Raw genomic sequence first — 20,775 nt, forward strand, 5'->3', positions numbered from 1 at the left:
CCGGGTCGATCAACCGCAGCTGGCGCGTTCGATCCGGTTCTGCGCATCCACCTGCACGGTCACCCGGTCCTGGCGGAAGTCCATGGTCACCGCCATGCCCGGCTTGACCACCCGCGCGTTGCGCGCGCCACTGGCAGCGACCAGCTGCTTCACGGTGGCCTCGTCCGCCGGCTTGCCGGTGAACGCCTCGAGCGTGTCCGGCCGGCACTCATGCGCAGCTTCGGCCGCTGCGGGCGGCGGCGTGGACGCATCGGCCGTGCTGCTGCCGGCATGGCTGCACGCGGCCAGCGGAAGAATGCCGAGCAGGATCAGGGGGGACAGGCGCATTGTTGGGCTCCAGGCGTGGATGAGCGGGCAGTGTTACCGCCCTTTCCGTCAGGATGTGTCAACGCGGCTCACGGCCGCTACTGCCCGACCAGCGCCAGGGTCTCGCGCTCACGCTGTTCCTCCTGCACCAGCCGTTGCAGCAGCAGGGCCAGCGTCACCACGTCCTGGTGGTTGTGGTCGGCAACCCGTCGCAGGTTGATCGCGTCACCACCGCGCAGGAAGCGCAGCCACGCGCCCGGTGCTTCCGAGCCTGGCAGGTCATCCTCGCGCACCACGCGCAGCAGCTGGCGTTCGATGGTGGACAGCTTGCAGTTCTCCCAGCTGCCGCGATAGCGGCGGCGGGTGGGATAGAGCAGGTCCACATGGTCCCGTGGGCTGATCGGGTCGGGCTGGCGCGCCAGCCGGTAGCGTGTCTTCAGCAGGGGCGCGTCGTAGCTGCGGCCGTTGTAGCTGCAGAACACGGTGCTGGGCCGCAACCAGCTGGCGAAGGTCGCCAGCATCGCGTCCTCTGCGGCCATCGTCGAGATCAGCAGCTGGCGGATGCGCAGGCCTTCGCCGCGTTGCGGGCAGGCATGCCAGTCCGCAGCGCCGATCATGAAGGCGCGGGTGCCGGTGCCGCCGGCCAGGCCGGTGGTCTCGGTATCGAAGAACAGCAGGTCACCTGCGCTCACCTGCTCGTTCTCGCGCCGGGCGAAGGCGAGCGACAGCGGTGCCACTGGAATCGGCTGTGGCTGCAGCGACTCGATCAGGAACAGGCCGGGTGCGATCTCCTCACCCGGCAGCTGGCGATCGCGTGCACTGGCGCGTACCGGCGTCGCCTCACCACGACTGCGCAGGCCGAGCAGGCGATGCAGGCTGCCCACTTCCGGACGGCGCAGCGTTGCGGGGGCCGCGGTGGGGGCTGCGGTGCCGGTCGGCTTGTGGCGGATTTCCTGTTCGACCCAGGCGAATACCGAACGCTCGGCGGGCGGTTGCCGCGCATCGTTGGCGGCCACCGGAGCCGGCGGCGTGGCGGGCGGCTCCGGCGCTGCCGGCGTGACCGCCTTGGCGTCGCCGGCCTGCCTGCGCAGCAGGCGCAGCTTGTCCAGGCTCAGGCTCACGGTGCCAGCAGCTCCATCGGCTCGCGTGGGGTCACCACCACGTCGGGGACGTGCTGGCAGGCGTCGGCATCGAACAGGTCGAGCACGCGCAGTGCCAACGCACGCGGCGAGGTCTCATCCTGTTCCTGCGCGGCCAGTACCGGGCCCACGCAGGCCGGGCAGCCGGCCTTGCAGTCGCAGCGCTGCACCAGCTCGCGCGCGCGCTGCACCAGTTCGGCCTGGCGTTGCCACAGCGGTTCGCTGAGGCCGACGCCGCCGGGGAAGTTGTCGTACAGGTACACGGTCGGCACGAATTCCTGCAGCAGCTCCACCACGCCGGGGTCGCCATTGCTGCCGCGCAGCTGGCCACGGCCGCTCTGGTCGGCGATGGCGAACCACGCGCCATCCCCGTTGCCGACCGATTTCTGCAGGTCGCGGGCGTCGGCCATCACCGCCACGGTGGCGACGATGTGCAGTGCATAGGCGGCACCGAGGAAGCCATCCAGGGCGTCCTGCCTGCTGGCGAACGCGCGCAGCAACAGGGCCTGCGGCAGCTGCCACCACACCGCGGTGGTATGCAGCTCCTGATCGGGCAGGTTGACCGGGCCGTAGCCGATGTTCTCGTGGGTGTAGTAGCGGATCTTCTTGTAGCCGGCGACGCGGCGCACCACGTGCACCTCGCCGTGGTGCGAATCGCCGCGGCCGGCCACGCCGCCATCGAAGCGGTCCAGCACCTTGAGCTTGGTGAAGTCGATGCTGTCGGTGTAGTAGTCGACATGGGTGCGGGTGACGTAGGCCTTGCGACCCTCCCAGTCCAGCGTTTCCACCTGGTACGGCGTGGACTGCACCATGTGGATGGCGCCTTCGTACAGGGTGAGCGCGGCAGCGGAGTAATCGACTTCGGCGATGATCTGCTGGCGGCCATCACTGCGGTCGACCACCACGAAGTTGCCATCGGCCACTGCACGCAGGCTGACCGCGTTGGCCGGGTAGCTGTCGGCGATCCACTCCCAGCGCTCGCCTTCGCGGTGGATCACCTCGGTTTCCGCCAGCGCTTCCAGGAACACTTCCGGATCGATCGGGCCGAAACCATCGCCGACCCGGAACGGCAGCTCGAATGCCGCGCAGCGGATGTGGTCGAACAGGATCAGCGGCTGGTCGGGTGCGATGCGCGCATGTTCGGGCGAGGCTTCGGCGAAGAAGTCCGGATGGCGCACCACGTACTGGTCCAGCGGCTGCGAGCTGGCCACCATCACCCCCAGTGCCGGCTGCTGGCGGCGGCCAGCGCGGCCGAAACGCTGCCAGGTGGCGGCCACGCTGCCGGGATAGCCGTTGAGGATCACCACGTCCAGGCTGCCGATGTCCACGCCCAGCTCCAGCGCCGAGGTGCTGACGATGCCGTCGATGCTGCCGGCACGCATCGCGCGCTCGGTCTCGCGGCGTTCGGTGGGCAGGTAACCGCCACGATAGGCACGGATCCGCGGCGGCTTGCGCGGATCGTGGTCGAAGATGTCCTTCAGGTACTTGGTCAGCACTTCGACCATCAACCGGGTCTGTGCGAACACCAGGGTCTTCAGCCCGGACTTGATCGCGATGCGCGCGATGCGGTTGCTCTGCGAGCGTGCCGAGGCGCGCAGGCCCAGGTCCGGGTTGATCACCGGCGGGTTCCACAGCAGCACCTGCTTCGGGCCGCTGGGCGCGCCGGACTCGGTGATGGCGGTGACCGGCGCCTCGATGAGCGCCTCGGCATGTGCCTGCGGGTTGCCGATGGTGGCCGAGCACAGGATGAACTGCGGTTGCACGCCGTAGAACGCGCAGATGCGCTTGAGCCGGCGCAGCACGTTGGTGACGTGGCTGCCGAACACGCCGCGGTAGGTGTGCACCTCGTCGATGACGATGTAGCGCAGGTTCTCGAAGAACTGCGCCCACTTGGTGTGATGCGGCAGGATGGCCTGGTGCAGCATGTCCGGGTTGGAGACCACGATGTCGCCGTGCAGGCGGATCGCCTGGCGTGCATCACCGGGGGTGTCGCCGTCGAAGGTGAAGGCCCTCACCCCGAGGTCGCCGGCACGGTTGAGCTCCAGCAGCTCCGCCACCTGGTCCTGGGCCAGCGCCTTGGTCGGGAACAGGTACAGCGCCTTGGCCTTGTCCTGCATGGCCGCACTGACCACCGGCAGGGTGTAGCACAGTGACTTGCCGCTGGCGGTGGGGGTGACGATGGCGACGTGCTCGCCGCGCTGGCTGGCTTCCCAGGCCTCGGCCTGGTGGCTGTACAGCTGCTCGATGCCACGCGCCTTCAGTGCCGCGGCCAGCGCCGGCGGTACCGAGTCGGGCAGCGGCGCGTAGCGGCCCTCACGGCCGGGAATGGCGAAGCTGCCGGTGATGCGGTCCTGGTAGCGGCGCTGCAGGCGTGCGCTGAGCAGGGCGCCGTCGCGGGCCGGCAGGCCATCGCGGGTGGCGAGCTTCTGCTCCGCATCGGCGGTGCGCTTGGCGAGTTCGTAGGCCATGGAGGGTGGAGCCGGGACGTTTTACGAGGGGTGACATGGCACCACACTCAGGTCTCAGGATGTGAGACACGGCGCTGGGATGGAGTGAACCGTTCAGTGCGGTTGCACCGATCGCAGGCGCGGTTGTTGCGCCCGGCGCTGAACAACCCACCGCCGCCGCAACGAAATCTGAAGCCGGCTTCCGTATCCTCAGGCGCTGGACGCAACCAACAGGGTGGATGGCGGTGGCACGACGTGGAACGCAGGGAGCATTCCTGGCCGGCCTGTTGCTGGCCGGCATCGCGCAGGCGCAGCAGACCGCGCCGGTGGCTGGGGCCGATCCCGCCCCGGCGCCTCCTGCGCAGCTGCCGGCGGCCACGCCGGCACCGGTGTCGACGAGCCTGCCGCAGGACAACGTGACCACGCTGGGGGAAGTGCGTGCGCTGAAGCCCGAAGACGATCAGCCGCTGGACCTGTACCGCTTCAAGAACCCGGTGAAGTTCGGCGACAACCGCTTCAGCCGTGACTGGCGCGAGCCGCCGTCGCCGGAGCAGGTCAGCCTGAGTGGCGGCTACATCATGATGGGCGTGGTCAAGGGCGTGATGGCGGCGGGCAGGGGCCTGAACAAGCTCACCGGTGGGCCGGACCAGATCCAGTCTGCGGTTGCGCGGCCGCCGCCGGAGCTCAGCGCCGAACAACAGCAGCGTGCGCTGCGGTTCTGCCAGACGCAGGACGGGTGTGGTGCGCCGCCGGTGAAGTAGCCCGGTTATCCTGCCGGCTCCTTCACCGGTACCGTTGCCATGTCCCTGCGATCGTTCTGCCTGCTGGCCGTGTTGCTGCCGGCGTCCGCCTTTGCTGCCGGCAGCGCGGGCGACGGCACCTGCCGCAATGGCGCGTTCCCGTCCGAACAGCGCCACTTCGCCCTGGCACGGGTGGTCGATGCGCCGCGCCTGTACCTGCTGGGCGACATGGACGGCTGCCCGGCCAAGGGCGAGCCGGCCTGCCGCCAGCGCAGCTATGTGGTCAACGGCGATACCGTGGTGACCGGCAGCGACCTGGGCCGCTATCGCTGCGCGTTCTTCCCGAACAAGGTGGGTGGCAGCGCCGGCTGGGTGGATAGCCGCAAGCTGCACCCCCTGCCGGTGGCGGTACCGTCGCTGCAGGACTGGGCGGGCCACTGGAAGGACGGCGACAACGGCCTGCGCATCACCGTGCAGGGCGGTCAGCTGCAGGTGGCGGGCGATGCCTACTGGCCCTCTGCCAATCCGACGCCGGAACAGCGCCCGTATGGACCGAACATCGGCCAGGTGGAGGCACGTGCGCTTCCGCGCGGCGCCGATGTCGAGTTCATCGAGGACACCTGCAGGGTGCGCGTGCACTCGCTGGGCGAGGTGCTGATCGTGGCCGACAACAGCGAATGTGGTGGCATGAACGTGCGCTTCAACGGCGTGTACCGGCGCGCAGGCAGCCATCCGTAGATCCACGCCATGCGTGGATGATGCCTGCATGGTTGGGGTCAGAGCCCCTCGGTAGCGGCCGACCTTGGTCGGCGTGCCATGGATGGGGTCAGAGCCCTTTCGCAGGCGAAAGGGATCCGACCCCGTGATCCGACCCGGTGATCCGCGACCCGGTGATCCGACCCCGTGATCAGCGCCGCCGCTCCAGCCACCACAGCAGCGATGCGCACAACACGAACGCCAGCCACCACGGCCAGCGTGATCCGGCAACCGGCTGCGTCGCCGGGGTGCTGGCAGCGGTCGCGTCTGCAAGCACCTGGGTGGTCGCATCGATCATCGCCTGCCGATGTAGCGTCGGTGCATCCTTCGGGTCGAACACATAGCGCCACACGGTGCTGTCGCCGTACTGCAGGCGCTGCCAGCCGGCTTCGGTGGGCCACCAGCCGGCGCAGCGCAGGGTCGAGGCCGCGCCGTCGACCATCAGCGGCAGGCCTTCGCCGCGCGCGTTGAACGCCTGCAGCGGCGCCTGCACCCCGCACAGGGCCTGTCGTTCGCCGGCCCAGCCGATCGGCTGTGGCGACCACAGCGCATCAGCGCTGCCCTGTGCACGTGCCAGCATGGCCACCACGCCGCTCCACAGTTCGCCGTGGCGGTCATCGCGGCCGGCCAGTACCCAGCGCCAGCTGTCGGTCAGCGGTAGCAGGCCGATGCGGCCCTTGCCGACCGCGCGCCAGCCACCGACAGCCTTGCCCGAGCCATCCTGCAGCAGGGCGGTGCTGCCCGGTGCCTGCAGCGCGAGTGCTTCCAGCGCAGGCAGGGGAGCATTGTGCGAGCTGCGGTCAGCCTCTTCGCCGTAGCCGGTCGGCAGCGTACCCGCGGCGAGCGGGCCACGCCGTGCGGCGAGGACCGCGCTGTCGCCGTCGCCGGGAAGTTCGAGGGCGTGGCTGCTGCCATCGCCTTGCACCGGTAGACCAAGATCCTGCAGGCGCTGGCGCGCGTTGGCCGAAGGTGCGCCCGCACTGCGTACCAGCACGCCCAGTCCTTCGCGCAACGCCTGCCGCACGGCAGCCAGCTGGACGGCACTCAATGCGGCCAGGCTGCGTTCGTCCAGCAGCAGCAGATCGCTGCGCGCGAGTGACGTCGCATCCAGCGCGACCGCGCCATCTCCCACGCTGACGCCCGCCCCGGCATCGGCCTGCACCTGCACGCGGATGCCGGCATCGGCCGCCCAACGCCGCAGGTACTTCAGTTCCGGACCCGGTGCACCGGCACGCGCCAGCAGGCGCAGCGGCGATGCCGGCAGGGTCTGCTGCGGCACCGGCACGCTGTCCACCACATGGCCGTCGGCATCGAGCAGCCGCAGCTGGAACACGCTGCGGCCTGCGGCGCGGGCGATGCCGCTGAGCTTCACGCGCCCGTCCTCGGCAACGTCCGTGCGATCAACCACGCTGTCGGCGGGGTCGAGCAGCTCTGCTTTCGCCTTGGCCGCGCCACGCGCCTGTGCCTGGATTTCAAAACGAGCACCGGGAGCGACATCGGCCGGTGGTTGCAGCGCGATCCAGCCGCGCGGCGCCGGTGCGGCCTGCCAACGTACATCCGGCGGCAACAACGCATCGCGATCACGTGCGACCAGGCCAGCACCGACCAGTGTCAGCGTGGCGGCCGGATGCTGGCGCAGCGCGGTGGCCAGGTCGGGTACGCGCTGTGCGCCGGGTATATCGGTTGCTTCCGGCAACAGCAACAGCGGGCCTTCGCTGGCCGGGAGTGCGCCGGCCGTGCCGGCATCGGTTCCGAGCACCACCATCCCGCCTGCAGGTTGCTGGAGGGTGGGCGGCACCAGGCAGAAATACAGCAGCGCGGCGACGATGGTCTGCAGTGCGATCACGATCCACCGGTGGCCAGGATGCGCGGTGTTTCCACGCAACTGGCGCACGCTGGCGATGACCACGACCACAGCAAGTGCCACTGCAATCCACAGGTTCACAGCGGAGGCGTTCATGGCTGCGCCTCCAGCGCGTCGAGGTAGCGCTGGCCCATCGCATCGGCCGCAGGGCGCCGCATCGGTTGCGGCAGCGGGCGCTGCAACGCCCGCCACAGCTGCGCGCGCAGGCGCTGGCGGCAATCACGGCAGCCGGGCTCGATGCGCAGCTGCTCGATGGCCGCAGCCAGATCGAGTGCATCGGGCAGGTAGGCCGCGTTGCGCTGCTGCCAGGTCGCGAGCGCATCCAGATCCGGCGCGCCGGTGTCGTCACCGAGACGCTGCCAGGCTTCAACGATGGCCGGATCGGGCGGGGTGCGGGCGGCCAGCGGCAGTTCACGACTGGCCAGCCCGGCACGGTCACCGCCGAGGCGGCGGCCTTCATCGATCGGTGGCAGCTCCGGTCCGACACGGGCCAGATAGATGCGCTCGGCCTGCTGCACCTGCTTGATGAAGCCCAATGCCTTGTAGGCGAAGGGCAATGCCTGCTCCGGTCGGCCCTGGCGCAGCTCGCCTTCGGCCGACCACATCTGGTCGAGCGCGGCCTTCAACGTGGCGCGGGTCTGCGGATCGAGGAGGGTGGCCGCCTCGGCGTGGTCATGGGTGTGTCCGTATTCCGAGAGCACGTCGGTGGCGCTGCCGAACACCGGTGGCGTATCGGCATTGGCCGCCTTGCCGCCGTGATCGTGGCCATGCGCGTCGTGCGCCCCGCCATCGGCGCCATGGTCGTGATCGTCGTCGTGATCGTGGTCGTCTGCGGTGGGCGTATCGCTGGTGGGCAGGTCGCTGGTCGGCGGTGGCTTCGGCGCACCTTCGCTTTCCTCACCCAGGAACTGGCCATAGCGCAGGCGCAGGATGCGCTGGTCGACGCCGATCGCATCGCTGCGCTTGACGAAGTCCTCGGCGGCCAGGCTGCGTCGCTGCCGGATCAGCGCTTCGGCATCGATGATGATCTGCCGCTGGCTGCGGAAGTACGCAGGCAGGGTTTTCTTGATGCGGCCTTCCAGCTCTGCACCGAGCGCGACTTCGGCGCTGGGCAGGCGCAGGATCACGCTGCTGCTGCGCCCCGTCTGTGGCGTGGGTGCATGATTGTCGCGCACTTCCAGCTGGGCGATCACATCGTTGCCGGGCTGTGCGCCCAGCGCAGCAAGATCAAGGGTATGGGTGAAACGCCGCGCGGTGGCTTCGCCGCTGCCGGCAAGCGTGACGCTGCGCTTCACGAAGGTGATGTTCTCACCGCTGCCCTGGGTGGTGGTGATCGACAGCGTTGCCTGCGCCGCGACACCGTAGTCGTCGCCCGCTTCGAAGCGCAGCGCCCACTGGCGTTGCCCGGGCGTGCCCAGCACCAGGCTGGCCGCGGGCTCGAGTACGCGCACGCTGGGTGCACGGTCGGCCACCACATCCAGCCGATGCAGGCGGGTCTCTGCCAGTGCCGGTTCGCTCACCACGCGGTACAGCACTGGGGTGCGTGCCACATCCTGCGCCTGCCATTGCCCTTCGTGCTCGCTCAGCGGCAACCGGCGACCATCGTGGAACTGCAGCCATGCCTTGTCCGGTGCGCGGTCGAAGCGCAGCGACCAGGACAGCCGACTGTCGGCGGCGACTTTGGCATCCAGTGCATTCTGGGTAAGCGTGGCCTGGCCGGTATAGGCCGGCGCGTCGATACGCAGGCGGGTGGACTGCAGGCGCAGCGGGCCCGCGGCAGCCGTGCTGCCAGGCGCCGACGTACGGGCAGGCGCGGAAGCGGGGTTCGAACGCGGCCAGCCGAGTGCCAGCACAACAATGGCCAGGCCTGCAATCCAGCACAGCGCCAGTGCTCCACGCGGCCAGCGCGGACGCAGTTCCGGCATCGCGCGTTCCAGCGTGGCCAGCACATGCGCACGCTGACGCTGCTGCAGCGGATTGAGCGTGGGGGCATCGGCGAACAGCAGATCGGCACTGTCCTCGCTGGCACCACTGCCATCGAGCTGGCGCTGCAGCCACTGCCGGTCCAGCTGGCGGGCACGCGCAGTGGCGAAGGCCGCACACGCAAGCAGACTGGCCGTGCCAACCACGCAGGCGATATCGAAGCCTGCCAGACGCAGCGTCAGCAGCGTTGCGGCCAGCGCCCACGGCAGGCCCAGTAACAGGATGATGAGCGCACGGCGGCGGCGCGCGCCGTGCCAGGCGTGCTGCAGAGTGGTCATGCGGCCACCCTGCGTCGGCTATTGCTGGCCATCCAGCGCTCCAGCGCGAACAGCAGCACGAGGGTCAGCAACAGCCAAGGCGTCGGCTCTCGCAGCGGCGGTGTTGCAGCAGGCAATGCGGTTCGGTGCGGTGCCTGGTCACGTGCATCGCCCAGGCGCGGAGCCGGGGGCGGCTGCAGCGCCAGCAGCAGGGCACGCGGGAACTGTGGATCGCGCAGCGCAGCGTTGCTGTTGGCATTCCAGTCACCCGGCAGCGCCAGCAGATAGCCGCGGCCGATGCGTTGCTGCCACAGCAGCGGTGCGCCCTGGGCGTCGCGCAGCACGATGCTGGCGCTGGCAGCAGGCTTACCGGCCGTCATGACACGACCGCCGTCGCGCAGCCACGTCTGCCAGTTTGCTGGCAGTGCATCGCGGCGGCTCCACACGCCGATTTCGCCGCGCTCGGGCACGGCATCCCCGGCCAAGGGCGAGGGCGGTGCCTGCACCCCCCACGCGCGCTGCAGTGCATTCAACCAGTGCTGGGTGGCGGCCGAAGCATCGCTGTGCGCGCGCAGACGCGGCATCGCCGCGGCATTCGGTTGCGGCGTGAGCGTCATCGGCTGCGTGTGCCATTGCACCTCACGCGACAGCTGCAGGCGGGCGCCATCCAGGCCGGGCAGGGGATCGGGAACGTGCACGGTCAATGCGGTGCCCGCAGGCAGTTGTGCATCCAGTTCGCGCAGCAGGCTGGGCAGGGAGGCCGAGGAAGTGGGAGGCGCCTGATCAATGGCCGGGAAGCCGGGCGCCAGCCAATGCCAGTTGCCTTCCCTGGCCGTGCCACGCAGCGCCGTGGCATCCAGTCCTGGTGCCACCACCGTCCACGCATCGGGGGCCGGCGCGGGGCCGGTCAGTGCTGGCCGTGCCAGCAGCAATGCCAGCACAGCCAGCAACAGCAGGCGCACCAGCAGCAACGGCCAGTCATCGAAGCGGATGCGCTGGCGCGGACGGATCTGCGCACGCAGCCAGCGCAGTGCAGCGAAATCCAGCGGCGTATACGGATGACGGCGGGCGAGGTGGATCAGCAGCGGCAGCAGCCAGGCGGCCAGCGCGGCCAGCCCCAGCGGGAACAGCAGGTTCATGCATCGCCTCCGCGGCCGAACAGCGCCTGCAGTGGCTGGTCCAGCGGCTGATCGAGCCAGCCGGTGGCGCTGGCGATGCCGCTGGCCTGCAGGCGCGACTGCAATGCGCTGCGTGCGCCAGCGAAGCGCTGCAGGTAGTCGCTGCGGATCGCCGCGCCATCGCCCAGCAGTTCCTCGCCGGTCTCCGGATCGCGGAAGCGATGGCTGGCGTCGAACGGGAAGTCGCGTTCGTCGGCGGTCAGGATCTGCAGCAGGGCCACTTCGCGGCGTGCGCTGGCCAGTTGTTCCAGCAGCACGATGCCGGCCTCGTCGAAGCCATCACCGACCGCCAGCAGCAGGTCGCCCGGACGCACGCGCTCCCACAGCGGGCGCAGGCGATCGGCCGCAGGCCAGCCACCGCGCGTCTGCAGCGCATGAAGGTGCAGGTGCACGCGGTCACGCTGGCGTGCGCCGTTCGCTGCGGGCACCAGCTGCAGTCCATCGCCATTGATCGCCAGCAGGCCGAACCGGTCGCCCTGCTGCAGGGCCAGTTCGACCACGCACGCGGCGACGCCCCGCATGTGGTCCAGGCGGGTGCGCTGGGACGCCACGCGATCGGCCTGGCCGGCCGAGGCGGTGGCATCGAGCAGCAGCCAGACCGTGATCGGGCTTTCGCGCTCGGACTCGCGAACGAAGAAGCGATCCGAGCGTGCATACAGCTTCCAGTCGATCTGGCGCAGTTCGTCGCCAGGCTCGTAGGCACGGTACTGGGCGAACTCAAGGCCGGCTCCGCGGCTGCGGCTGGCGTGCTGGCCGATGCCGCTTGCACCGCTGGCCAGGCGCGGCCGCAACCGCAGCAGGCGCAGGCGCGCCCGCAGTTCCGGCGGCAGGGTCAGCGGAGTGCCCGCGCTCACGCCTGGATCAACCCGGGAACGGTACGGCCTGCAGCAGGGCCGCGACCACATCGTCGGCACGCTTCTGCTCGGCCTCGGCGGCGAACGACAACAGCAGGCGATGGCGCATCACCGGTGCGGCCAGGGCCTGCACATCCTCGCGGGTGGCGGCGAAGCGGCCCTGCAGCAGGGCGCGTGCCTTGGCGGCAAGCACCAGCGACTGGCCGGCACGCGGACCGGCGCCCCACTTCACCCACTGGTTGATCGCGGCGGGTGCACCGTCGCCCGGCCGGCTGGCACGTACCAGGCGGGTGATCCAGGCCAGTACATCAGGGCTGACGTGCACCTGGCGCACTGCGGCCTGCAATGCGATCACCGCTGCGGCATCCATCACCTTCGGCACCGCGTCGGTGGCGCCGCTGGTGGTCTGTTCCAGGATCTGCCGCTCCTCGTCCTCGCTCGGGTAGTCCACCAGCACGTGCAGCAGGAAGCGGTCCAGCTGCGCTTCCGGCAGCGGGTAGGTGCCGGCCTGCTCGATCGGATTCTGCGTGGCCAGCACGAAGAACGGGGCGGGCAGCGCGTAGGTGGTGCCGGCGTAGCTGACCGTGCGTTCCTGCATCGCTTCCAGCAGCGCGGCCTGGGTCTTGGGCGGGGTACGGTTGAGCTCGTCGGCCAGCAGCAGGTTGGTGAAGATCGGACCCTGCTGGAAACGGAAATGACGGTGGCCGGTGCCGTGGTCCTCTTCCAGCAGTTCGGTGCCGAGGATGTCGCTGGGCATCAGGTCGGGGGTGAACTGCACGCGCCGGAACTGCAGCTCCAGCGCCTGGCCGAGCGAACGCACCAGCAGGGTCTTGCCCAGCCCGGGCGCGCCCTCCAGCAGGCAGTGGCCGCCGGCCAGCAGGCCGATCAGCAGCTGCTCGACCACCGTGTGCTGGCCGACCACGGCATGGGCCAGGGCGCTGCGCAGTTCATGCAGGCGCGGCAGCAGGGAATCGAGGTCGGGGCTGGTCATGGGTGCGGTCCGGTCAGTTGTTCAGTGCGTACATCACGATGTTGACGCCGAATCGGGTGTTGTCTTCGGCCAGGAAGCGCTTGTTGCGCCAGTCGTAGTCCCACTCGCAGCCGTAGTCCTTGTTGCTGTAGAGCAGGCCGAGGCGGCCATCGACGTCGATGCCCTTCAGGTAATCGTGCACCAGGTCGTCGCCCCAGCCGTTGAGTTCGAAGCTGGTGGCGGGCGGGCCGTCGGGGAAGCGGAAGAAGCTGCGGTACAGGGCGTGGCTGTTGGGCAGCTTCTGCAGTGCCTTCGGCCCGAACAGGCGACCCATCTGCGCTTCGAACGAGGTGGCGAACAGGCCATCGATGTCATGGTTGCAGTCGTCGACGAAGACGAAGCCGCCATTGCGCACATAGCGCACGAAGTTCTGCCGCTCGGCGGCGTTGAATTCGACCAGCGTATGCCCGGCCAGGTAGCAGAACGGCGCCTCCAGCATGCGCGGGTCGGCCAGGGCCACCACGTGTTCCTGCGGGTCCACGCGCAGCGAGGTGTAGTCGATCAGCGAGGTGATCAGGTTGGACGGCATGCGCGCATCCACGTCCCAGTCACCGGAGTCGTACTGCAGGCGGGTGAACCAGAAGTCGTAGCGCGAACTGCGCGGGCCTGCCTGGGCCCAGGCTGGCAGCGCCGCCGCCGAAGCGGCAGCGGCCAACCAGCGCAGGCAGGCCCGGCGATCCATCAGACTGCGTCGGACAGCGAGGTGAAGGTGAAGTCGCGCAGCTTCATCGGCGGGATCATCATCACGTAGCTGGATTCATCGCCGGCCACGCGCACCGGCTTGCCCAGCTCCTCGATGTTGTTGAGCATGATCACCGGCGATTCGTTGAAGCGGAAGTTCTTCACCGGGTGCTTGATCTGGCCGTTCTCGATGTAGAAGGTGCCGTCGCGGGTCAGGCCGGTCAGCAGCACGGTCTGCGGATCGACCATGCGGATGTACCAGGTGCGGGTGACCAGGATGCCCTTCTGGGTGCCGCGCACCAGTTCGGCGGTGCTCTTGTCGCCGCCGCTCATCAGCAGGTTGCCCGGCGAGGCCTTGGCGGTCTTGCCCTGCTTCTGCGCCCAGAAACGCGAGTAATCCAGGTTGGCGACCTTGCCGTTCTCGATGATGGCCATGCGCTCGCGCGGCAGGCCGTCGTTGTCCCACGGCAGCACCGGGGCATCCGGATGCCACGGGTCGGCGATCATGGTCACGCGCGGGTCGTAGACCTGCTCGCCCAGCTTGTTGCCACCGCCCTTCTTCGACAGGAAGCTGCGGCCTTCATCGGCCGAGCGTGCACTGAAGAAGTTCATCATGAAGCTGATCAGGCCCGCGGCGGCGGCCGGTTCCAGGATGACCGTGTACTTGCCCGGCTCCAGTGCCTTGGCTTCGGCTGATTCGGTGGCCTTGCGCATGGCGATGCGGATGTCCTGGTCGGCCTTGAAGTCGGCCGCATCCTTCAGGTTGCGGCCGACCCAGCCCGAACCGCGGCCGTCTTCGGTACGCACGGTGCAGGTGTAATCGAAGCTGGTGGTGCGCTGGTAGGCGAAGTTGCCGTTGCTGTTGGCGGTGGCCTGGAAGCCCTGGCCGTCCTCGAGGAAGCCGGCGGCGATCAGGCCATGGCCGCGGCACGGCGCGATCGAATCGGCGGCAACCTTGGCGCGGAAGGCCGGGTCGATCGCGGCGGTGGACTCGCTGAAGGTCGGGCTGGCGCGGTAGTTCTGCTTGCCGATGGCCGGCATGAACTCCGGGTTCTCCGGGGCCAGGCGCGCCAGGTCCTCGGCACGGCGCACCACGCGTTCCAGCGCGGCATCGTCGAACTCGTTGATCGAGGCGGTGCCGACGCGCTTGCCGAAGGCGACGGTGACCGCCAGCTCGGTGTTGTCGACGATACCGCTGGTGGAGACGTTGTTCAGCGCGAAACGGATGTTGCCGCTGATCCCGCCGGCCAGAACGGCGGTGCACTCATCGGCCTTGGACAGGGCGATGACCTTGTCGAGGATGGCCTTGGCCTGGGCTTCGGTGAAGATACTCATGGTGTAAGGGCTCCTGACCGGTCAGCCGAGTCTGCGTGCGGTGTTGATGACGTTGATGCCGTTGAAGCGCGCGGTCGACGAACCGTGCGAGACCGCCGAGACCTGGCCCGGCTGGCCCTTGCCGTCGAAGAACGAACCGCCCAGGCGGTAGTCGCGCTCGTCGGCCACGGCGGTGCAGGCATTCCAGAATTCCGGCGTGCGGATCTGGTAGGCCACGTCCTCCAGCATGCGGGTGATCTGGCCGTTCTTGATCTCGTAGAACAGCTGGCCGCCGAACTGCGCGTTGTAGCGCTGCTGGTCGATCGAGAACGAGCCGTCACCGATGATGTAGATGCCGTTCTCCACGTCCTTGATCAGGTCCGGCACGCTCAGCGGTTTCTTGCCCGGCGCCATCGACACGTTGGCCATGCGCTGGAACTGCACGCTGGACCACGAATCGGCATAGCAGCAGCCGTCGGATTCGGTCTTGCCGAGGATGTGGGCCTGGTCGCGGATGGTCTGGTAGTCCACCAGCTTGCCGTTGCTGATCAGGTCCCAGCGCTTGCACTTCACGCCTTCGTCGTCGTACGCCACCGCGCCGAGGCTGCCCGGCTGGGTCTTGTCGGCGAAGATGTTGACCAGCTCGCTGCCGTACTGGAAGTGCTGCTCGCGCTTGTCCAGGGTGGCGAAGCTGGTGCCGGCGTAGTTGGCTTCGTAGCCGAGCACGCGGTCCAGTTCCAGCGGGTGGCCGATCGACTCGTGGATGGTCAGCCAGGTGTGCGACGGGTCGAGCACCAGGTCGTACTTGCCCGGCTTCACCGAGGGCGCCTTCAGCTTCTCCTGCGCCTGCCTGGCGGCAGCGATGGCGTCTTCCTTCATGTCGTAGGAGGAGCTGTAGTTGACCACGCCGTTGGGGCCGACGATCTTGCCGGCGGAGGCGCCGTCCAGGTACTCGTAGCCCAGCCCCATCGGTGAGGACAGGCCGGAACGGGTGCGGAACTTGCCGCTGGACTTGTCGATGGCGGTCACCGTCATCGGTGCCCAGATGCGGTGCACGTCCTGGTCGATGTAGGAGCCATCGGTGGAGGCGAAGTACTTCTGCTCGTTGACCAGGAACAGCATCGAATTGACGAAGCTGGCGCCGGCGCCCATCGCGGCGGCGTTGACGTCCAGCAGCAGGCCGACCTTGTCCTTGATCGGCACGTCCATCGCGTTCTTGCGGATCGGGGTGCGCCAGCTGACCTCACCCACGCCGGGTGCCTTGGCCAGCTGCACCGGGGCGGTCTGCACGCCGGCGTTGGCCTTGGCGATTGCCGCCGCCTGCTGTGCGGCCTTGGCCACATCGGCGGTGCCCAGCGCATTGGTGGCGGCGAAGCCCCAGGCACCGTTGACGATCACGCGGATGCCGACGCCGGTGGACTCGGTGTTCACCACGTTCTGCACCTTGTCCTCGCGGGTGATCACGAACTGCCGCAGGTAGCGGCCGATGCGCACGTCGCAGTAGGTGGCGCCGGCGCCGCGCGCGGCCTGCAGCGCGGCATCGGCCAGGCGCTTCTTCAACGCCGGGTCGAGGCTGGACTGCAGCTGCTCGGCGGCAATCACCTTGCCGAAGAAGGAGGGCACGATCAGCCCGCCCGCGGTAAGCCCGGTCAGGGCCAGGAAGTCACGTCTTTGCAAGGCTGCTCTCCATGTCGAAGGATGGGGTGGCTCAAGCGCCGAGACTGCGCGCGGTGTTGATGATGTTGATGCCGTTGAAGCGGGTGGTGGACGAACCGTGCGAGACCGCCGAGACCTGGCCGGGCTGGCCCTTGCCGTCGAAGAAGGAACCGCCGAGGCGGAAATCGCGCTCATCGCAGATGGCAGTGCAGGCGTTCCAGAACTCCGGCGTGCGGATCTGGTAGGCCGCGTCCTCGACCATGCCGGTGATCCTGCCGTCCTTGATCTGGTAGTACAGCTGGCCACCGAACTGCGCGTTGTAGCGCTGCTGGTCGATCGAATACGAGCCGCGGCCGTGGATCCAGATGCCGTTCTCCACGTCCTTGATCATGTCCTCGACGCTGAGCGGCGTGCTGCCTGGCGCCAGCGAGACGTTGGCCATGCGCTGGAACTGCACGCTGGACCAGGAATCGGCATAGCTGCAGCCGTGCGAGGCGTCGCGGCCGAGGATGTGGGCTTCATCGCGGGTGGCCTGGTAGTCGACCAGGATGCCGTCGCGCACCAGGTCCCAGCGCTGGGTCTTCACCCCTTCGTCGTCGTAGCCGACCGCGCCGAGGCTGCCCGGCTGGGTCTTGTCGGCGAAGAAGGTGACGATGTCGCTGCCCCAGCGGAACCCCGCATCGCGCTTGTCCAGCGTGGCGAAGCTGGTGCCGGCGTAGTTGGCCTCATAACCGAGCACGCGGTCCAGCTCCAGCGGGTGGCCGACGTTCTCGTGGATGGTCAGGAACAGGTTGGACGGATCCAGCACCAGGTCGTACTTGCCCGGCTTCACCGAAGGCGCCTTCAGCTTCTCGCGCGCATGGCGAGCGGCGGCGATGGCGTCCTCGACCGGGTCATAGGAATCGCGGTAAGCGGTGATGCCACCGGGCAGCTGTACCTTGCCGCGGGCATCGCCATCGAGGAACTCGTAGCCCATGCCCATCGGCGAAGACAGCCCGGCGCGGGTGCGGAACTTGCCACTGGCCTTGTCGATGGCGGTGGCGGTGAACGGCAGCCAGATGCGGTGGATGTCCTGGTCGATGAACGAGCCATCGCTGGAGGCGAAGTACTTCTGTTCGTTGACCAGGAACAGCGTGGAATTGATGAAGTCGGCACCCGCATTCAGCGCGGCTGCGTTGAGTGCCAGCAGCAGCTCGACCTTGTCCTGGATCGGCACCGCCATCGCGTTCCTGCGGATCGGGGTCTGCCAGCGCACCTCGCCGACCGACGGGGTCGGTGCCAGCTGCACCGGCCGGGTCTGGATGCCGGCATTGGCGCGGGCGATCGCGGTGGCCTGCTCGACCGCAGCGCGGACCGCCGCCTCGGTCTGCTGGTGGGTGGCGGCGAAGCCCCAGGCGCCGTTGACGATCACCCGCACGCCCACGCCGGACGATTCGCGGTTGGTCACATTGCCGACCTGGTGCTCGCGGGTGATGACCGACTGGTTGAGGTAGCGGCCGATGCGGACATCGCAGTAGCTGGCCTTGGCGTTGCGTGCCGCCGCCAGGGCGACCTCGGCCAGGCGCCTGCGCTGGGCGCTGTCGACCGGGGCCAGCAGCTGTTCGGCGGCGATCGCACGGGAATGCGGCAGCAGCAGGCCCGCCAGGCCCAGACCGGAAAAAGCCAGGAACTCACGTCGTTGCACAGCGTTTCTCTCTCTCGCTTGCGTGCGGCCAGCAACAGGCCGAGCCGATCACGTCAACTCCTCGACTTTCGCCAGCGCGGAACGTGACGACAAGTGACTGCAGTCATGGTTGGGGGTGTTTCGGCAGGGCTGCGCCCTGCACCTGCTTCAAGCCAGGGCAACGTCAACGTCAAAGGCTGGCCTTCCGTGGGACACCGCCCCGCCATCCAACAGGAAGCCTGCTGTTGCTGTTGCCCTTGCTTTGGCTGTTGCGGTTGCTCCGGCTTCGGCGGGTGCAGGGCGCAGCCCTGCCGAGCAACACCCCCTCGTGCACAATGGGGCCGACCCCGCCTGGACACCGTCCTGATGTCGAGCAAGCCGTATTCAGAAGCCTGCGAGCGCAACCGCGAACCGATCGCCGCCGCACTCGACCCGTGCATGGGAGACCGCCACCGGGTGCTGGAGATCGGCAGCGGTACCGGCCAGCATGCGGCGTTCTTCGCCGAACGCTGGCCGTGGCTGCGCTGGCAGCCCAGCGATCATCCGGACCACCTGCCCGGCATCGAAGCCTGGCGCGCCGAAGCAGCGTTGCTGAACCTGCTGGCGCCGGTGGCGCTGCAGGTGGAGCTGCCGCCAGCGCCAGGCCTGGCCATGCCGGAGGGCAGCCACTTCGACGCTGCATTCAGTGCCAACACGCTGCACATCATGAGCTGGGAACACGGCCAGGCGCTGTTCGCCGCGCTGCCGCCGCTGCTGCGCCACGGCGCGTTGCTGGCGGTGTACGGTCCGTTCAACCGGGGCGGGCGCTACACCAGTGACAGCAACGCACAGTTCGATGCCTGGCTGAAGGCACGCGATGCACGCAGTGGCCTGCGTGATATCGAGGCGGTGCAGGCGTTGGCAGCCGACAACGGATTCACCCGCCTGGGCGATGTCGCGATGCCGGCCAACAACCGCCTGCTGCTGTGGCGGTTGGGGTGATCAGGCGGGTCCTGGTTGTGCGGGACCGGCATTCGTCAGGCGGCTGCTGCTTGGACTTTCCGGATGAATCTCTCGCAGGAAATGTGGATCTGTTCGATCAGGCGATGAAGAACTTGATGGCCTGTGCCCTGTTGCTCCATCAACTGATGAACATCGCTGGCCGTTGCAGGTAGCTGGTATGCCATCAACGTCATTCGCTTCAAACAGTCAAATGGATCCAGGCGCAGTTGTTCCGAGAGGGTCACCCAGTCATTCAAGCGTATGTCCCACCAGTTGTAGTGGCTACCGATGCGCATGGCCATACGGATTGCCTTGGTATCGAGTTCCGGGTAAGCAAGCGCGCTTGAGATGTCATACAACGGCGCCAGCCTTGCCATGCCCCCGCTGTCGATTAACAGGGAGTAGTTTTTCGCATGGGCGTCGGTGCCTCCAATGAAGTAGTTGAACGCCAGTGCATCGAACAGACGCTGCACGTCTTCGGTGGGATTGCTTGAGTGCCTCCACAGAACATCCGCCAGATCTGCCGGACCCGGTCCACCCTGGTTCTGGTATTTCAGGTGTGGACGAACACCAAGAGTCTGACAGAAGTCCTCCTGGTGCAGACGGAACCACTCACCGTCGATCTGATAGCGGTCGTAGCGTTCCACGCATATCGCTGACTCCGTGCCTATCTGGAGGCGGCTGCTGTAGGCGGCAGGCAGGTCCATTTCCCTGGCCAACGCCAGACAGAACATTTCGTTCTCTACGTACCCTCTGAAATCGCCATTGGGCGGTTTGAGAATATGTGTAGTGGGAATGCGCCCGGAAGGGAGTGCCCATTCTTGTGCCGTACGCAGCAATGCGATTTTTGCCTGGGCACCCGCAAGGCTGAACTGGCCGAGATCGTCTGGCCTGCGGGTCGCTCCCACGTCCTGGCGTACCCGCTGCAGCCTCGCGGCGACGTCCTCGTCCGCTAGCGGCGTGATTGCGTCGAGAGCACCGGAAGCAACCAGGTCAAGGCGGGCGTCGGTGATGAACTGGATTGCTCCAGCGCACTCTTCGCCCACATGGGAAAGCATGCCGAGCGGATTGCGTGCGGAAACATGGAAAGCGGAAGCCCATCGATTCAATGTGGCTTCATTGTCTGGCAGAAGCCCCCATAGAACAGCCGATACCGTCTGCGTGGGATGGACCTGCTGCGCCAGAGGTAGGCTCAGCGACAATGGCACCGCTTCCGATGAGGCAACCCATGCAGGCGCGTAGGTGAGTTCGGGATGGCCGTGGGCGTTCTGCTCCACGGTTCCGACATTGCTGGCCCCCAACAGCAGGTTGAGCTTCATTTTCTCCGCTTGCTTGGCGGTGGCAGCGGCGTTGGTCGGGTTGACGAATTGTTAGTCCGTCCTGGCACGAGCGTCCTCCCTTGCTGGATCTCGTCCAGGATTCGACCGAAATCCACTGCGGCGCCTGTGGAACGGGTCTCGCGCCAGGTTCCGGCGGCGGGAGGAGAGTTTGAGTGTGACGAACTTCGGTGGGACGCAACCACCGCGTTGATACTGGGGGCCTTGTGCTTGGAAGGAGTGCTGTCGGCGGCGGCGGGTGCATCCGCACTGAGCCTGAGACCGAGGACATTCATTACCCGCAATACCAGATACATCTCGGCACGAGGCTTGCCCTTCTCGATATCAATGATCCATTGCCGGCTGACCCCTGCACGTTCGGCCAACCCTGCCTGATCCCAGCCAAGTGCTCTGCGGCGTTGACGGATGGTGAGTCCCAGATCCTCGGTTGTCTTCAGGAGCGCCATGCACGCAATGTATGCGTATGGCTACTTTCGGACAAGTGTCAATGAGCGCTGACATTCAAATGTGCCAGTGAACTGGATCGGCAGATCATGCGCAAAGTCTGCGATCGGTTACATTTCGCTAAATGTCACCGATTGATGACATT

The 20,775-nt window shown here is 67.8% G+C and carries 17 protein-coding genes; 3 read left to right on the forward strand and 14 right to left on the reverse strand.

The window, feature by feature from the left end; translation table 11 throughout:
- Positions 1-9: 9 nt before the first annotated feature.
- The 3 genes from Q0P60_RS17005 to Q0P60_RS17015 all read right to left on the reverse strand — a co-directional run bounded on the left by Q0P60_RS17005 (position 10) and on the right by Q0P60_RS17015 (position 3,913).
- Positions 10-327: an I78 family peptidase inhibitor gene (locus Q0P60_RS17005; protein WP_294996223.1), complete on the reverse strand. Its 318-nt coding sequence runs from the start codon at positions 325-327 to the stop codon at positions 10-12.
- A 77-nt stretch (positions 328-404) separates the two neighbouring features.
- Entirely contained in the window at positions 405-1,427 is a 1,023-nt protein-coding gene (locus Q0P60_RS17010) for a ribonuclease H-like domain-containing protein (RefSeq protein WP_294996226.1), read from the reverse strand.
- Complete coding sequence (locus Q0P60_RS17015) at positions 1,424-3,913, reverse strand: DEAD/DEAH box helicase (protein WP_294996229.1); 2,490 nt, start codon at positions 3,911-3,913, stop codon at positions 1,424-1,426. Before Q0P60_RS17015 ends, Q0P60_RS17010 begins: the two co-directional genes overlap by 4 nt.
- 218 nt (positions 3,914-4,131) lie before the next feature.
- Between Q0P60_RS17015 and Q0P60_RS17020 the strand changes: the two genes are divergently transcribed.
- Both Q0P60_RS17020 and Q0P60_RS17025 read left to right on the forward strand, forming a co-directional pair.
- Entirely contained in the window at positions 4,132-4,653 is a 522-nt protein-coding gene (locus tag Q0P60_RS17020; RefSeq protein ID WP_294996232.1) for a hypothetical protein, read from the forward strand.
- A 39-nt stretch (positions 4,654-4,692) separates the two neighbouring features.
- Positions 4,693-5,370, forward strand: coding sequence for a hypothetical protein (locus Q0P60_RS17025; protein ID WP_294996235.1), 678 nt, complete (start codon positions 4,693-4,695; stop codon positions 5,368-5,370).
- Between the two features lie 169 nt (positions 5,371-5,539).
- On the opposite strand, the gene Q0P60_RS17030 is transcribed toward Q0P60_RS17025, so the two are convergent.
- From Q0P60_RS17030 to Q0P60_RS17070, 9 genes are read right to left on the reverse strand one after another with little or no spacing between them, the layout of a single operon-like run.
- The gene (locus Q0P60_RS17030) at positions 5,540-7,348 is read right to left on the reverse strand and encodes a hypothetical protein (RefSeq protein WP_294996238.1); all 1,809 of its coding nucleotides are present in this window, start codon (positions 7,346-7,348) and stop codon (positions 5,540-5,542) included.
- Positions 7,345-9,513: a hypothetical protein gene (locus Q0P60_RS17035; protein ID WP_294996241.1), complete on the reverse strand. Its 2,169-nt coding sequence runs from the start codon at positions 9,511-9,513 to the stop codon at positions 7,345-7,347. Before Q0P60_RS17035 ends, Q0P60_RS17030 begins: the two co-directional genes overlap by 4 nt.
- Positions 9,510-10,631: a BatA domain-containing protein gene (locus Q0P60_RS17040; RefSeq protein ID WP_294996244.1), complete on the reverse strand. Its 1,122-nt coding sequence runs from the start codon at positions 10,629-10,631 to the stop codon at positions 9,510-9,512. The genes Q0P60_RS17035 and Q0P60_RS17040 overlap by 4 nt, the downstream gene beginning before the upstream one ends.
- Positions 10,628-11,524 carry a DUF58 domain-containing protein gene (locus Q0P60_RS17045; protein ID WP_294996245.1) on the reverse strand — a complete coding sequence of 299 codons (897 nt, stop codon included), beginning with the start codon at positions 11,522-11,524 and terminating at the stop codon, positions 10,628-10,630. The genes Q0P60_RS17040 and Q0P60_RS17045 overlap by 4 nt, the downstream gene beginning before the upstream one ends.
- Positions 11,525-11,531: 7 nt before the next feature.
- The gene (locus Q0P60_RS17050) at positions 11,532-12,515 is read right to left on the reverse strand and encodes a MoxR family ATPase (RefSeq protein WP_294996248.1); all 984 of its coding nucleotides are present in this window, start codon (positions 12,513-12,515) and stop codon (positions 11,532-11,534) included.
- A 13-nt stretch (positions 12,516-12,528) separates the two neighbouring features.
- A complete protein-coding gene (locus tag Q0P60_RS17055) occupies positions 12,529-13,236 on the reverse strand; it encodes a DUF4159 domain-containing protein (protein WP_294996250.1) in 708 nt (235 codons plus the stop codon).
- Positions 13,236-14,570, reverse strand: a complete 1,335-nt coding sequence (locus tag Q0P60_RS17060; RefSeq protein ID WP_294996254.1) for a TldD/PmbA family protein — start codon at positions 14,568-14,570, stop codon at positions 13,236-13,238. The genes Q0P60_RS17055 and Q0P60_RS17060 overlap by 1 nt, the downstream gene beginning before the upstream one ends.
- Positions 14,571-14,591: 21 nt before the next feature.
- A complete protein-coding gene (locus tag Q0P60_RS17065; RefSeq protein WP_294996257.1) occupies positions 14,592-16,226 on the reverse strand; it encodes a TldD/PmbA family protein in 1,635 nt (544 codons plus the stop codon).
- A 31-nt stretch (positions 16,227-16,257) separates the two neighbouring features.
- Entirely contained in the window at positions 16,258-17,889 is a 1,632-nt protein-coding gene (locus tag Q0P60_RS17070; RefSeq protein ID WP_294996260.1) for a TldD/PmbA family protein, read from the reverse strand.
- 345 nt (positions 17,890-18,234) lie between these two features.
- On the opposite strand from Q0P60_RS17070, the gene Q0P60_RS17075 reads away from it, so the two are divergent.
- A complete protein-coding gene (locus tag Q0P60_RS17075; protein ID WP_294996263.1) occupies positions 18,235-18,849 on the forward strand; it encodes a DUF938 domain-containing protein in 615 nt (204 codons plus the stop codon).
- 35 nt (positions 18,850-18,884) lie between these two features.
- Here the strand turns inward: Q0P60_RS17075 and Q0P60_RS17080 are convergent, their stop codons facing one another.
- Positions 18,885-20,168: a type II toxin-antitoxin system HipA family toxin gene (locus tag Q0P60_RS17080; protein WP_294996265.1), complete on the reverse strand. Its 1,284-nt coding sequence runs from the start codon at positions 20,166-20,168 to the stop codon at positions 18,885-18,887.
- Positions 20,165-20,632: a helix-turn-helix transcriptional regulator gene (locus Q0P60_RS17085; protein ID WP_294996268.1), complete on the reverse strand. Its 468-nt coding sequence runs from the start codon at positions 20,630-20,632 to the stop codon at positions 20,165-20,167. Before Q0P60_RS17085 ends, Q0P60_RS17080 begins: the two co-directional genes overlap by 4 nt.
- Between the last annotated feature and the right edge of the window lie 143 nt (positions 20,633-20,775).

Source organism: uncultured Stenotrophomonas sp., assembly GCF_945952405.1.
Classification (GTDB): Bacteria; Pseudomonadota; Gammaproteobacteria; order Xanthomonadales; family Xanthomonadaceae; genus Stenotrophomonas.

Excerpts from the sequence above, each read along its gene's own strand:
- Q0P60_RS17005 (WP_294996223.1), bottom strand. The coding sequence starts at position 327 with ATGCGCCTGTCCCCCCTGATCCTGCTCGGCATTCTTCCGCTGGCCGCG.
- Q0P60_RS17015 (WP_294996229.1), bottom strand. The coding sequence starts at position 3,913 with ATGGCCTACGAACTCGCCAAGCGCACCGCCGATGCGGAGCAGAAGCTC.
- Q0P60_RS17020 (WP_294996232.1), top strand. The coding sequence starts at position 4,132 with ATGGCGGTGGCACGACGTGGAACGCAGGGAGCATTCCTGGCCGGCCTG.
- Q0P60_RS17025 (WP_294996235.1), top strand. The coding sequence starts at position 4,693 with ATGTCCCTGCGATCGTTCTGCCTGCTGGCCGTGTTGCTGCCGGCGTCC.
- Q0P60_RS17030 (WP_294996238.1), bottom strand. The coding sequence starts at position 7,348 with ATGAACGCCTCCGCTGTGAACCTGTGGATTGCAGTGGCACTTGCTGTG.
- Q0P60_RS17035 (WP_294996241.1), bottom strand. The coding sequence starts at position 9,513 with ATGACCACTCTGCAGCACGCCTGGCACGGCGCGCGCCGCCGCCGTGCG.
- Q0P60_RS17040 (WP_294996244.1), bottom strand. The coding sequence starts at position 10,631 with ATGAACCTGCTGTTCCCGCTGGGGCTGGCCGCGCTGGCCGCCTGGCTG.
- Q0P60_RS17050 (WP_294996248.1), bottom strand. The coding sequence starts at position 12,515 with ATGACCAGCCCCGACCTCGATTCCCTGCTGCCGCGCCTGCATGAACTG.
- Q0P60_RS17055 (WP_294996250.1), bottom strand. The coding sequence starts at position 13,236 with ATGGATCGCCGGGCCTGCCTGCGCTGGTTGGCCGCTGCCGCTTCGGCG.
- Q0P60_RS17060 (WP_294996254.1), bottom strand. The coding sequence starts at position 14,570 with ATGAGTATCTTCACCGAAGCCCAGGCCAAGGCCATCCTCGACAAGGTC.
- Q0P60_RS17075 (WP_294996263.1), top strand. The coding sequence starts at position 18,235 with ATGTCGAGCAAGCCGTATTCAGAAGCCTGCGAGCGCAACCGCGAACCG.
- Q0P60_RS17080 (WP_294996265.1), bottom strand. The coding sequence starts at position 20,168 with ATGAAGCTCAACCTGCTGTTGGGGGCCAGCAATGTCGGAACCGTGGAG.
- Q0P60_RS17085 (WP_294996268.1), bottom strand. The coding sequence starts at position 20,632 with ATGGCGCTCCTGAAGACAACCGAGGATCTGGGACTCACCATCCGTCAA.